This window comes from Actinoalloteichus caeruleus DSM 43889, assembly GCF_000429185.2.
Classification (GTDB): Bacteria; Actinomycetota; Actinomycetes; order Mycobacteriales; family Pseudonocardiaceae; genus Actinoalloteichus_B; species Actinoalloteichus_B caeruleus.
In genome coordinates, this window is the sequence record NZ_AUBJ02000001.1 from 5,315,808 (window position 1) to 5,328,443 (window position 12,636).

A 12,636-nucleotide genomic window follows, 5' to 3' on the forward strand; every position below is an offset into this window, starting at 1 on the left:
GGGCACTGAGCACACTGGGGACCGCCGGGGTCGTCGCCCGGCGCCACCGAGCCCCAGGAGGAGTGCAGTGTTCACCACGCCGGTCGGTCGCTTCCGCCTCGCAGCCCTGGCGGAGGCCGCCTCCTGGGTCGGGCTGCTCGTCGGCATGTTCTTCAAGTACGTCGTGGTGCACAACGACGTGGGGGTGGCGATCTTCGGCCGGGTCCACGCGGTGCTCTTCATCCTCTACGTCGTCGTGGCCCTGGTCACCGCCCGCGCGTTGAGGTGGAACCTGGTGACCCTCTTCTGGGCGCTGGTGGCGAGCGTGCCCCCGCTGGGAACCGTGCTGTTCGAGCGCTGGGCCACCAGGAAGGGGAAGCTGGCCGACCCCGGCGCGGTCAGGGCGCCCCTCGACGAGCGTGCCGCCGCGTGAGGCGACTCACCCCTCGGCCGGCTCGCGGCTGAAGTCCCCGTGCGCCAGCCGGACGCCGGTGAGTAGCTGGGTCAACTGGGTCATCTCCTGCTCGTTCAGGCCCCGCATCCCGAAGTTCACCGAGGTCACGGCGGTGGTGGCCGCCTCCATCCGTCCCCGCCCCGCGTCGGTGATCTCCACCAGCGTGGTCCGCCGGTCGGTGGGGTGCGGTGTCCTGCGCACCAGCTTGTCCCGTTCGAGCCGGTCGACGATGTTGGTGACGCTGGTGGGGTGCAACTGGAGCCGCTCGCCCATCACCCTCATCGGGAGGGCCCCCCGCCGGGAGAAGGTCAACAGCACCAGTGCCTCGTACCGGGCGAAGGTGAGGCTCAGGGGACGCAGCGCACCGTCGACCGCCGACTGGAGGAGCTGCTGCACCCGCATCACGCTGGTGACCGCGGCCATCGTGCTCGAGGGCCCGATGCGCGAGGCCCACAGTTCGGCGGCGCGCGCGATCGGATCGAACGGAAGTGGTTGCTGGGCGGTCATGACAACTGACGCTAGCAGCGTCGGAGGTGGGCCCGACCGCTTGGCGGGTCCCGGACCCACCGGGTAGCCCGGGAACGGAGGCGCCGGAACCGCCGGCGCCCGAACAGGAGGTGCGTGCTCATGTTGGTCGCCTTCAGCGTCAGCCCCACGGGTGGTGCCAGGGGGGAGGAGAGCCCGGAGAGCGTCAGCGGCGCGGTGAGCGAGGCGGTGCGGATCGTGCGGGACTCCGGACTCCCGTACGAGCTGTCCTCGATGTACACCACCGTTGAGGGGGAGTGGGATGAGGTCATGGACGTGGTCCGACGCGCCACCGACGCCGTGCTCGCGCGGGCGCCCCGCGCGTCCCTGGTCATCAAGGCCGACATCCGCCCCGGTTTCACCGGGCAACTGCGGGCCAAGGTCGAGCGGGTGGAGCGCCGGTTGGCCGGGGAGGGCTGACCCGGGACGGCCGCCCCCGCCGCTCGGGCTGTGATCACCGCCGGTCGTCGGCACACTGATGACGGCGCACCGGGGTCCGTCGATCGACGCGGGCACGAGCGGAGGTCAGGATGTCGGAACGCGGAACGGGGCGGGACCCCCGACCAGACGACCCCGAACCCGGCCGCCGGCGCTGGCGGGAGCGCTACGAGGCCGCCGCCGCCTCGGGCCGGGTCCCGGACGTCGACGTCACCACCCTGTCCGGAGTTCCGGTGCACCCCGTCTACGGCCCCCCGGAAGGGGGCGTCGTCCCCGGTTTCGACCGCATCGGTTGGCCCGGGGAGTTCCCGTTCACCCGGGGGCCTCACACGACGGGGTACCGGGAGAAGCCCTGGACGATCCGCCAGTTCGCGGGTTTCGGCACCGCGCGCCAGACCAACGAGCGGTACCGGACGATCCTGGCCCAGGGGGGCGGCGGTCTCTCCGTGGCGTTCGACATGCCGACCCTCATGGGCCGAGACTCCGACGACGAGCGCGCGCGGGGCGAGGTCGGGCACTGCGGGGTGGCCGTCGACTCCGCCGCCGACACCGATCTGCTGTTCGAGGGCATCCCCCTCGACCAGGTCACCACCTCGATGACCATCTCCGGGCCGGCGGTGCCCGTCTTCTGCATGTACCTGGTGTCGGCCGAGCGACAGGGCGTGGACGTCGGGGCGCTCAACGGCACCCTCCAGACCGACATCTTCAAGGAGTACATCGCGCAGAAGGAGTGGCTCTTCGGGCCGGAACCACACCTCCGGCTGATCGGTGACCTCCTGGAGTACTGCGTGCGGAACACCCCCGACTACAAGCCCCTCTCGATCTCCGGCTACCACATCAGGGAGGCGGGGGCGACCGCCGCGCAGGAACTCGCCTTCACCCTCGCCGACGGGTTCGGGTACGTGGAACTCGGTCTCGCGCGCGGACTGGACGTCGACCGGTTCGCCCCCGGCCTCAGCTTCTTCTTCGACGCCCACATCGACTTCTTCGAGGAGATCGCGAAGTTCCGCGCCGCGCGGCGGACCTGGGCCCGCTGGCTGCGCGACGTCTACGGTGCCACCACCGAGAAGGCGCAGCGGATGCGGTTCCACACCCAGACCGCCGGCGTTTCGCTCACCGCCCAGCAGCCGGACAACAACATCGTCCGGACGGCGGTCGAGGCGATGGCCGCCGTGCTGGGCGGCACCAACTCCCTGCACACCAACGCCCTCGACGAGGTGCTGGCCCTCCCCGGTGAGCGCGCCGCGCGGATCGCCCTCCGCACCCAGCAGGTCATCGCCGAGGAGACCGGGATCACCAACGTCGCAGACCCCCTCGGCGGCTCCTGGTACGTGGAGGCCCTCACCGACAGGTTGGAGGAGGAGGCGGAACGGATCTTCGGTCGGATCCGGGACATGGCGGCCAGCGCCGTCCCGTCGGGCGAGCACCCGATCGGCGAGATGACCTCGGGGATCCTGCGCGGCATCGAGGACGGCTGGTTCGCCGGGGAGATCGCCGACGCCGCCTTCGCGCACCAGCGGGCACTGGAACGGGGTGACCGGCGGCTGGTCGGGGTGAACCGCCACGTCGAACCCACCGAGGGGGATCTGGAGATCCTCCGGGTCAGCGACGAGGTCGAACGCGAGCAGCAGCGGGTCCTGGCAGCGAGGAAGACGGCCCGGCGGCAGCGCGTGGTGGCGGAGGCGCTCGCCGAGCTCGTCAGGGCGGCGCGCGGCGAGGACAACCTGATCGAGCCCATGTTGGCGGCGGTGCGGGCGGAAGCGACCCTGGGGGAGATCTGCGGTGCCCTCCGCGCCGAGTGGGGCGACTACACCGAACCGGCCCGGTTCTGACCCGGCCGCCTCCGGGAACCGGATCGCTGACCTCGCGGCGGGGGATCCGCGCTCCGTGCCAGGATGGGGGACGTGACGAGGCCAGATCCACGCCAGACCGCAGCTCTGTCCGCCGCGCTGTCCGGTGCGGTCGATCTTTCCGCAGTGAAGGCCAGAGCCGACGCGGCCAGGCAGCAGACCCAGACCCCGGCGTCCCCGGCAGGGGGCCCCGGTGCCGGGAACGGGACCCCCGGCACCTCCTCCCCCCACGTCATCGACGTCACGGAGGCCGACTTCCAGACGGCGGTGCTGGAACGCTCCCTCCAGGTCCCGGTGGTCGTCGACCTCTGGGCCACCTGGTGCGGGCCGTGCAAACAGCTGTCGCCGGTGCTCGAGAAGCTGGCGGCTGCCGCGAACGGCGCCTGGGTGCTCGCGAAGGTCGACGTTGACGCCAACCCGCGCATCGCCCAGGTGTTCGGGGTCCAGTCGGTGCCGACCGTGGTCGCCATCGCCGGGGGACAGCCTGTCGACGCCTTCGCCGGCGCCCAGCCCGAGCCCCAGATCCGCGAGTGGATCGGCTCGCTGCTCGACGCGCTGCGCGACAAGCTGCCGGGCATCAGCGCCGCCGAACAGGGTGCCACCCCGGCGGAGGAGCCGACCGAGCCGGAGGTTCCGGAGGACCCCCGGTTCACCGAGGCCGAGGCCGCGTTGGACAGGGGTGACTTCGACGCGGCCGAGCGGGCGTACCAGCACATCCTGGACACCGAGCCCGCCAACGAGCAGGCCAGGGACGCGCTCAACCAGGTCCGCTTCCTCGCCAGGGCGCAGGCTGCCGACCCGTCCTCGGTCGAGCGTGCCGCCGCCGCGCCCGACGATGTCGACGCCCAGTTGGCGGCGGCCGACTACGAGCTGTCCGCCCAGCAGGAGGTGGCGGCGTTCGACCGGCTGATCGAACTGGTCCGGCGGACCAGCGGCGAGGACCGCGACCGGGTCCGGACACACCTCGTCGAGCTCTTCGAACTGTTCCCCGCCTCCGACGAGCGGGTCGTCGCGGCGCGGCGAGCGCTCGCCAGCGCGCTGTTCTGAGCGTCGTCGCCAAGGGTGTGGTGGTTCGCCGAGGAGGATGAACCACCACACCCCGGCCCGTGCGGCGGAGGTGGCGGTGGCGACCGGCGCGCGCAGCGTCGCCCGGCGGCCCCCGTGGCAGGTGTGCGCGAGGACGCCCTCCGCACGAGGTCGGCCGCCTGCCGGACGCCCACGCCACCGCTCCCCGGGCGAGCCCGTCGAGGACCAAGCCGCCCGGGCGCGGCCGCCGACCCCGGCCCGCCAAGCCGGTTCGCGGGTGGCGGCGAGGAAGAAGTCGGGACCCGGGCGGACGTCCCGGTGCGGGGCGTGGGAGCCGGTGGCCATGGGCTGGACCCGTCGGTCACCCCCGGCGCCGGAGCCTGATCACCCGCTGAACTCGTCGAGGCAGGTGTCCATCCCGTCCTCGAAACCGATGCGCAACGACTCCACCCGGGCGAAACCGGCGGGAATGCTCTCGCCGTCGATGTCCGCGGCGATCAGGCTCCCCTCCGTGAGCAGCTCGGCGATCGCCTCGTCCAGGTCGCCGGGGGAGATCCGGACCCGACCTGGTCGCGGCGCGCCGTCCGGCAGCAGTTCGCCGGCCCACGCGCCGACCAGGCAGGCCGTGCGCAACCCGGCCTCGTCCCCGCGCAACGGCAGCCCCTGCCGTGCCTGGACCCAGAGCGCGTACCGGGAGGCGATCTCGGCGAACGCGGCGAAGTCGCCGATACCGCTGTCGCCCTGCCGCCTCGGTGCGGTCCCGATCACCTGGAGCGCCGCCAGGTCCAGGGAGATCACGTCCTCCGCCTCGCAGAACGCCACCGGAGCGGTGTTCCCGCACGACACGCCCTGGTAGTCCAGCGCCGGCCCGTCGCCGAACCGGGCGAACACCTCGCGGAGGGAACCGGCGACGTGTTCGACGTTCTCCTCCACGATCGGCAGTTCACCGGAGTTGGCGTCGCCCTCCGCGAACTCCAGCTGCGTGATGCGCCCCTCCAACTCCTCGATGTCCATCTCCGCGCAGCGGGACGGCCCGTCGGTGAAGCCGAAGGTGAACGCCGAGACCCGGTCGAAGGCACTGCCGTGGGCCCGGGGTGCGAGGTAGTCCGTCCCCGCCTGGTCCCTGATGAAGAACAGGGTCGCGAGGATGGCGTTCAGTCCCTCGCCGGTGGAGATCTCGAAGAACGGGGACTCCCCGTCGGCGACGTAGCGGAAGTAGGCGCCCGCGTAGCAGTCCGCCTGCTGCTCGGCGAGGATCGTGGGCATCGCCGGCCCCATCTGACCCGCCTTGTACTGGACCGCGTGCCCCATCTCGTGGGCGATGACCGTGACCACCGCCATCTCGCTGAAGGTGTTGCGGAGCTCGGGGAGCAGGACGCCCCGGTCCCAGGCGATCGAGTCGTCCGACGGGCAGTAGAAGGCGTTGGGCACGCCCGTCGTGTCCATGCCGCACACCAGAACGCCCTGCCCGTTCGCGTCGTAGGACAGCAGCGTCGCCACCGGTTCGAAGGTCAGCCCTGGGAAGGTCGCGGGGAACTCGACCTCCCAGTAGTCGTACAGGTCGGTCACCGCGGCGAGCGCCAGTTGGTCCAGCGGGCCCCCGTCGCTGTTCAGGGCGGTGGCCCTGATGGGGGGAGTCGAGGCCCTCGGGCCGCTGGGGCCGCTCGTGATGGGCAGCCCGGCCGCCTCGTCCGGGCTGATCCGCTCCAGGGCCGACGCCGTCCCGACGACCTCCCGGTGCCCGCAGGCCACCAGGACCACCAGGCCCACGACGAGCGCGGCCACGATCCTGGCGGGGGACGGCGTTCTGGATGAGCTGGCCACTGCCACGCTGCTCCTGTCAGAGGTTGGGCCACGACGGGAGGCGGTTCCGACCCGGCTCGGTGGCACAGGCGGATCTCCCGGGCCAGCAGGCTACTTTCCCGGGTCGGCGTCCACTGTCGGTTTCGCGCTTTTCGCCGCCCAGCGGGACCGTGCGTCACCGCCGCCGAGCGGTGCGCGATCGACGTCCCTCGCCAGCCGAGGGGGCGGGACGCGCGGCCGGGAACCCGAGGGTCCGAGCGGATCAGTCGGAGGGGGCCAACCAGACGACACCGCTGGCGGGCAGCCGCGGCACGACCGACACCGGTCCGCCGTGCCACGGGCTGTCCTGCGCGACGAGGGCCCGGGTCGCGGGCCCTCGGCCGGGAGCGGTCGAACGCGCCTCGCACCCCCGTCGACCCGTCGCGGGACGGCCGGGGCGTTCGGCGCCCGGGATGGCGGCGGGTGGCGGCGTCCGACCCCGCAGGGCGCCTCGGCGGCCCCTCATCGGAAAGAGATTCACTGGGTACTGCCCGTGACTGGATGCTGGGTAACGCGCGCTCGGCGGTTCGGTGCCACGGGATGGGGCCGGGCCCGGTCGCTGCTGGACAACGGGCACGGCGCGTCGCGGGCTCCGGTCGGCCAAGGCCGGGGGTTGCCCAGGGCGCCCCGGCTCGTCAACCGCGTTCGACTGACCCCCTAGGGCTGGGGTTGATCACGGACAGTCACCCACAGGGAGCACGAAACCTGCGGCGCGCCCGGCGAGGCGTTGTGATGGGTACGCACCGGTCCGCTCGAGCGAGGTCGGGAGGTACGGCATGGACGTGGCGATCATCGGGGCCGGCGAGATGGCACGTGGGCTGGCCGGTCGGCTGGCCCCGGCCGCCCACTCCGTCACGGTGTACGGGCGCACGACCCGCGCCGCCGAGCGGCTCGTGACCGCGGTGGCGCGGGACGACCACGCGGTGCGACCCGCGACCCTCGGCGACCCCGTCACCGCCGACCTGCTGGTTCTCGCGGTCCCCTTCGCGGCGGCCCCCGCCATCATCGCCCAGTACGGGGAGCACCTCCCCGGCCGCGTGCTGGTGGACGTGAGCAACCCGGACCAGGGGCTGCCCGGGGCGGGTGCGTCCCCGGAGCCGGGTCCGGCGTCGGCGGCGGAGGAACTGGCCCGGCTGGTCCCCGCGGGCACCGTGGTGGTGAAGGCGTTCAACACCGTCACCGCCGGCGCGCTCCTCGGCCCGGGCCTGGTGGACGTCTTCGTCGCCACGGACGACGAACAGGCCCGGGTCGATCTCTTCACCCTGGTCCGGGCGGCGGGGATGCTGCCGCTGAACGCGGGCGGCCTGCGCGGGGCTCGGGAACTGGAGGGGATGGGGCGGCTGCACCTGGTCGTCCGCCGGGCACTCGGTACCGCCGCGCACAGCTCCTTCGCCCTGCGGATGGTCGGCTGAGCTCGAGCTCGTGCCGGCCCTCTCCGGCCGAGCTGGCCGGAGCCCGTCGAGCCGGGCCGACGCCGAACGGTGGTGGAGGTCAGTCCACCCTCGGCACCGGGCCGGTCGCCGCGGCCCGGGAGGACGCCGCCGGGTCGTCCGTGGACGCCCTCCCCGCGTCGTCCACGGCCCTGGCCGGTGCCTCCACCCGGCCGACCTCGGCGCCGCTCGCCGTGTCCACCCAGCTCAGGTGGCTGACCGGCTCGCGGTCCTGGGGGGTCGCCGTGACCGTGGACTCCCGTTCCGTGTCCTGGGACACCGTGTCGTGGGTCGCCGACCCGCCGGCGGCCGCCGCCCGCGCCGCCTTCCGCCGTGACCAGAGGCCGCCCGAGCGCAACCAGTTCGCCGCCGGTTCCTCGACGAGGCGGGTCAACGCCCAACCCAGGACGACCGCCACCACGAGCATGGCACCCGACTGGGCCATGGGCGGCCAGCCCGCCTCGGACAGCTGGTACATGACGCTGTAGCCGATGTTGTGGTTGACCAGGTAGACGCAGTAGGAGATCCCGGCGAGCCAGATGATGGGCCGCATCACCGGGTGGTAGTAGTCCTTGCCCCGGGCGGCGAGCGCGATGCCCACGGTGGCGATCGCGACCCACAACGTCGAGTCGATGTCGTCGTGGTGGAACTCGTGGGCCCACACCGCCGCCGGCACCAGCAACAGCGTCGCCCAGTTCCCCCGCCGGTTACCCCAGAGCCACAGGGCGGCGCCGGCGGCGAACAGGTGCGCCCGGTAGGCGCCTCCGGCGGACAGCAGGGAACGGACCTCCTGGGCCAGACCCGGCTCGGTGAGCGTCAGCTTGGCCACCACCGGCAGGGTGATGGCCGCCGCCAGCACCAGGTGCAGCCGCCACCCGTGCCCCCACCGACGCGGCCACAGCAGCGCCGCGACGCAGAACATGATGATCTGCACCGGCACGGTCCAGTAGCTGCCGTCGGTCCTGGCGATCCCCTCGACGAAACCCGGGGGGAGCACCAGCATGGTGCCGATCATCGAGGTGAAGCTGCGCTGGAGCGACTCGGGGCCGATCAGGTGGGTGATGATCTGGGTGAGGAGGGTGGCGACCAGGAAGGCCGGGAGCATCCGGGCCAACCGGTTCCGGAGCAGTGTTCCCGGGCCCTTGGAACTCAGCGTCTGGCAGACGAAGTAGCCGGAGATCATCATCATGATCGCCGCGCCCGACTGGATGCTGAACTCCCACGGGCGCCGCTCCAGTTCGGACACCAGGAACGGTCCGCCCCAGGTCGCGTGCTGGACGATGACGAAGATGATGGCGAAACCGCGGAGCAGGTCCCAGCTGGTCTGCCGGCGCTTGGGGCGGTCGGTGCCTGCGGCCGGTGCGGCCGGGACGCTGGCCATGCTCTCACTCCCCAGAGGATGTGGTCACGGGTTGTCAACTGCCACCGTCGTGGCGCGTCCGCCCGGCCCGTCGCCCTGGGGGCGGGCGGCCGTGGTGGAGCAGCAGCACGAGGGACGTCAGCAGCCGCCGGGTGGCGTTCTCGCCAGCCGCGGATCTTGTGGTGCCGTGTGGCGGCCGAAGTTACCGCATGACCGGAGGCCCTGACGCGGAGGCCAGCCAATCGCGACCCCCTCGTTATCGCTGTTCACCCCCTGGTGGGTGTCGAATCCCCCAGGTTGGGGTGTTCGCTCGCTGTCAGTCGCGGTGCGCGGCGCACCTCGCACGACCGGGTGGCGGGGCCGCGTGGCATCGCGGTCGAGGGCTCCCGGGGGAGGACCAGGGGGAGGACCCGGGGCCACCGCGCGGGCCGCGCGGTGGGCGGCTCGTGGGGGTGCGCGTTCGACGCCCGCACCAGGGGCCCGGCCCGTGCGGTAGGCTGACCGGGAACGCGGCGAACCGCCTCGGCTGAGGCAGGCTGATCACGCGCCGGGACCCGTGGGACGTTGTCCACCCGCGAACGGCGCGGACCCGATGTCGACTGCCTGGACAGCATGGTGCGGCCCCGCGCCGAGTGCGCCATGAGCGCTGGCGTAGGATGCCCTGCGGTGCCGAACGCCGACAGGCCAGGATTTCTGACAAGGTAAGGTTTTCGATTATGCCTCCCAAGCAGCGTAAGACGTTCGAAGCGACGTTGGAGCTCGAAGCTGGCAACGCTGCCATGGTCGACCTCGGTAAGATGCTCGGCCCGACCGGCGCGAACACCCGCCAGATCAAGCTCGAGTACGACGAGGCCACCTCGGCCCAGCGTGGCGAGATCGCTCCCGTGGTCATCACGGTGTACGAGGACCGCAGCTACTCCCTGCGGTACAAGACCCCGCCGACGAGCTTCCTGATCCGCAAGGCCCTGGGGGTCACCACGGGCCACGCCAAGCCGGGCCACGGCTCCGGTGGCTCCCTGACCCAGGAGCAGGTTCGGCAGATCGCCGAGCGCAAGATGCCCGACCTGAACGCGACCAGCATCGAGGCCGCCATCAAGGTCGTCACCGGTTCCGCGCGGTCGATGGGCGTCTCCGTCGCCGACTGACCTGTCGTTCGGTCCAGCCTGAGCGACGACGTGCCGCACACAGCCCGTCCGGGTACTCCCGGGCGGGCTGTGTGGTGTTCGCCGGGGGGCGGCGCGATGGTCGTCCTGCTCGCGGGCGTCCCGGGTTCCCCGCCCGTTCGTCCCTCGTCCGGTCGATGTCGCCTGGCCTCGGGCGCGGACCGACGGGAGGCGTCGGTGCCGCCCCGCACCGGGGTGGCCGGGGCTCGAATCCAGGGGCGGGGCGGCCAAGCCCCTCGTCCCGGGGTCGACTGACCTCGGGGCGGGTCCCCGATGTCGCCGTTCCGCGTCGGTCCGTTCGCCGGCTCGGCTACCTCCCCGCGCCCTGGGCCACCCGGCCCGGTCCCGCGGCTTCCGGTGGTGGACCCCGCGTGGTCGGTGGCCGCCGTGTCGAACGGTGCGAGTGGGCGGCGTCGACGTCAGTCGAACACCGCGCGCCGTGGGGCGCGGCGCGGCGGGTGGGCTTCGTCCTCGTCCGGGCGTGCGCCGACCGCCACGGCCGGGGCATGCCTTCGGCTCACTTCCCGATCCACCGACGGGACGAAAGTTGGGAGCGCTCCCAGGTGTCGGTCGCGCCGGGTAGGCCGGTGTAGGGAGCCGTCGGCCGAGCGGGTGCCGCCCCGCGCGCCGGGGTGCGCGACCGAACGGAGCAGGGAAAGGCTCGTGCTCGGCCGGACAGCGGAGCCCTCTCACCCGTCTGTCGCGGGCGGTAAGCGAAATATCACTTTGCGCGACATTCGGGGTTTACACCGTGTTGCGCAAGAATTACGATCAGGGCCTGGGAGCGCTCCCATCACGACACGTCTCATCGACTCGACGCCCCGCGTCCGACGAGGTTTCACGTGAGGAGTAGCCGTGACGAACGGCCCGTTACGCAGACGTACGTGCCTGACCGCAGCGATCTCGCTGTTGACGGTGACCGCGCTCGGAGCCACCCCGCCCGCGCTGGCCGACACCGGCGGAGCGGAACCGAGGACCGGCCAGTTCAACTACGGTGAGGCACTCCAGAAGTCGATCTGGTTCTACGACGCGCAGCGCTCCGGGGTGCTGCCCGCCGACAACAGGGTCAGCTGGCGCGGCGACTCGGCCGTGGACGACGGCTCCGACGTGGGCCTCGACCTCAGCGGCGGGTTCTACGACGCCGGGGACCACGTGAAGTTCGGCTTCCCGTTCGCCTACACCATGACGATGCTCGCCTGGGGAGCCGTCGAGGAGCCCGACGCGTACGCCGAGTCGGGCCAGCTGGAACACCTCAGGGACAACCTGCGCTGGGGGACCGACTACATCCTGCGGGCGCACCCGGAACCCGACGTGCTGTACGGACAGGTCGGCGACGGCCATCTCGACCATTCCTTCTGGGGGCCGGCCGAGGCGATGACGATGGAACGGCCCGCCTTCCGGATCGACCCCAGCTGCCCCGGCTCCGACCTCGCCGGGGAGACGGCGGCGGCCCTCGCCGCGTCCTCGCTCGTGTTCGCCGACTCCGACCCGGCCTACGCGGAGACCCTCGTCGAGCACGCGCGGCAGCTGTACGACTTCGCCGACACCCACCGAGGTGTCTACTCCGACTGCATCACCAACGCGCAGGACTTCTACAACTCCTGGGGCGGCTACCAGGACGAGCTGGTCTGGGGCGCCATCTGGCTCCACCGCGCCACCGGCGAGCGGTCCTACCTGGACAAGGCTCGTCAGGAGTACGAGCTGTTGCCGGACCCGAACGGCTGGAAATCCTACGGCTGGACGCAGTCCTGGTCGGACAAGGCCTACGGCAGCTACGTGCTGATGGCCCAGCTCACCGGCGAGCAGCGGTACGTGGAGGACGCCAACCGGTGGCTGGACTTCTGGACGGTCGGGGTCAACGGTGACCGGGTCGACTACTCCCCGGGCGGGCAGGCGGTGCTCGACACCTGGGGCTCGCTCCGATACGCGACCACGACGGCCTTCGCCGCGCTGGTGCACAGCGAGACGGTGAGCGACCCGGCGCTGCGCCAGCGGTACCACGACTTCGGTGTCCGCCAGGTCGACTACGCCCTCGGCGACAACCCCCGCCAGTCCAGCTACGTGGTCGGTTTCGGTGAGAACCCGCCGGTCAACCCCCACCACCGCTCCGCCCACGGGTCCACCACCGACGACATCGACGTCCCCGCGACCAACACCCACGTGTTGTACGGGGCGCTGGTCGGCGGCCCGGCCCTGCCAGACGACCAGTACGTGGACGACCGCACCGACTACGTCTCCAACGAGGTCGCCCTGGACTACAACGCCGGGTTCACCTCGGCCCTGGTCAAGCTCTACGCCGAGTACGGCGGCGACCCGCTGCCCGACTTCCCGCCCTCCGGTGGCGGCACGGGCTGAGGACACCGGTGGCCGGTCGGCCGCCCTCCTGACTCCGGTGCGGAACGTGCTGCGCGCCCACGCGTTCCGCACCGGACCCCAACCCCCAGTCGCGGTCATCCAGCACGAGAGCGCTCATTCGATCCGGCGGCGGAGACGAACCGGTTGACCGCGACTGCGGGGACCCGTCTGCCCGGAGGGAGGCGCTCGCCCGGGAGCGCCCGTTCCCGGTGAA

The 12,636-nt window shown here is 72.2% G+C and carries 10 protein-coding genes; 7 read left to right on the forward strand and 3 right to left on the reverse strand.

Annotated features, from left to right (window positions below; genetic code table 11):
- The first annotated feature begins 67 nt into the window (after positions 1–67).
- Positions 68–412, forward strand: coding sequence for a DUF3817 domain-containing protein (locus tag G443_RS21675; protein WP_026418594.1), 345 nt, complete (start codon positions 68–70; stop codon positions 410–412).
- Between the two features lie 6 nt (positions 413–418).
- Here the strand turns inward: G443_RS21675 and G443_RS21680 are convergent, their stop codons facing one another.
- Positions 419–940: a MarR family winged helix-turn-helix transcriptional regulator gene (locus G443_RS21680; RefSeq protein WP_026418593.1), complete on the reverse strand. Its 522-nt coding sequence runs from the start codon at positions 938–940 to the stop codon at positions 419–421.
- Between the two features lie 120 nt (positions 941–1,060).
- On the opposite strand from G443_RS21680, the gene G443_RS21685 reads away from it, so the two are divergent.
- The 3 genes from G443_RS21685 (at position 1,061) to G443_RS21695 (ending at position 4,293) form a co-directional block, all read left to right on the forward strand.
- A complete protein-coding gene (locus G443_RS21685; protein ID WP_026418592.1) occupies positions 1,061–1,378 on the forward strand; it encodes a thiamine-binding protein in 318 nt (105 codons plus the stop codon).
- A 110-nt stretch (positions 1,379–1,488) separates the two neighbouring features.
- A complete protein-coding gene (gene icmA / locus G443_RS21690; protein WP_026418591.1) occupies positions 1,489–3,228 on the forward strand; it encodes a coenzyme B12-dependent isobutyryl-CoA mutase large subunit in 1,740 nt (579 codons plus the stop codon).
- Between the two features lie 63 nt (positions 3,229–3,291).
- Positions 3,292–4,293, forward strand: coding sequence for a tetratricopeptide repeat protein (locus G443_RS21695; RefSeq protein WP_211237508.1), 1,002 nt, complete (start codon positions 3,292–3,294; stop codon positions 4,291–4,293).
- A gap of 363 nt (positions 4,294–4,656) precedes the next feature.
- On the opposite strand, the gene G443_RS21700 is transcribed toward G443_RS21695, so the two are convergent.
- Positions 4,657–6,096: a neutral zinc metallopeptidase gene (locus G443_RS21700; RefSeq protein WP_026418589.1), complete on the reverse strand. Its 1,440-nt coding sequence runs from the start codon at positions 6,094–6,096 to the stop codon at positions 4,657–4,659.
- 794 nt (positions 6,097–6,890) lie between these two features.
- Between G443_RS21700 and G443_RS21705 the strand changes: the two genes are divergently transcribed.
- Positions 6,891–7,526: an NADPH-dependent F420 reductase gene (locus tag G443_RS21705; protein WP_026418588.1), complete on the forward strand. Its 636-nt coding sequence runs from the start codon at positions 6,891–6,893 to the stop codon at positions 7,524–7,526.
- Positions 7,527–7,605: 79 nt separating this feature from the next.
- Here the strand turns inward: G443_RS21705 and G443_RS21710 are convergent, their stop codons facing one another.
- The gene (locus G443_RS21710) at positions 7,606–8,925 is read right to left on the reverse strand and encodes an acyltransferase family protein (protein ID WP_026418587.1); all 1,320 of its coding nucleotides are present in this window, start codon (positions 8,923–8,925) and stop codon (positions 7,606–7,608) included.
- A 695-nt stretch (positions 8,926–9,620) separates the two neighbouring features.
- Between G443_RS21710 and G443_RS21715 the strand changes: the two genes are divergently transcribed.
- Entirely contained in the window at positions 9,621–10,049 is a 429-nt protein-coding gene (locus tag G443_RS21715) for an uL11 family ribosomal protein (protein WP_026418586.1), read from the forward strand.
- A gap of 873 nt (positions 10,050–10,922) precedes the next feature.
- Entirely contained in the window at positions 10,923–12,422 is a 1,500-nt protein-coding gene (locus G443_RS21720; protein ID WP_026418585.1) for a glycoside hydrolase family 9 protein, read from the forward strand.
- Positions 12,423–12,636: the final 214 nt, after the last annotated feature.

Excerpts from the sequence above, each read along its gene's own strand:
- G443_RS21680 (WP_026418593.1), bottom strand. The coding sequence starts at position 940 with ATGACCGCCCAGCAACCACTTCCGTTCGATCCGATCGCGCGCGCCGCC.
- G443_RS21715 (WP_026418586.1), top strand. The coding sequence starts at position 9,621 with ATGCCTCCCAAGCAGCGTAAGACGTTCGAAGCGACGTTGGAGCTCGAA.
- G443_RS21710 (WP_026418587.1), bottom strand. The coding sequence starts at position 8,925 with ATGGCCAGCGTCCCGGCCGCACCGGCCGCAGGCACCGACCGCCCCAAG.
- G443_RS21705 (WP_026418588.1), top strand. The coding sequence starts at position 6,891 with ATGGACGTGGCGATCATCGGGGCCGGCGAGATGGCACGTGGGCTGGCC.
- icmA (WP_026418591.1), top strand. The coding sequence starts at position 1,489 with ATGTCGGAACGCGGAACGGGGCGGGACCCCCGACCAGACGACCCCGAA.
- G443_RS21695 (WP_211237508.1), top strand. The coding sequence starts at position 3,292 with ATGGGGGACGTGACGAGGCCAGATCCACGCCAGACCGCAGCTCTGTCC.
- G443_RS21685 (WP_026418592.1), top strand. The coding sequence starts at position 1,061 with ATGTTGGTCGCCTTCAGCGTCAGCCCCACGGGTGGTGCCAGGGGGGAG.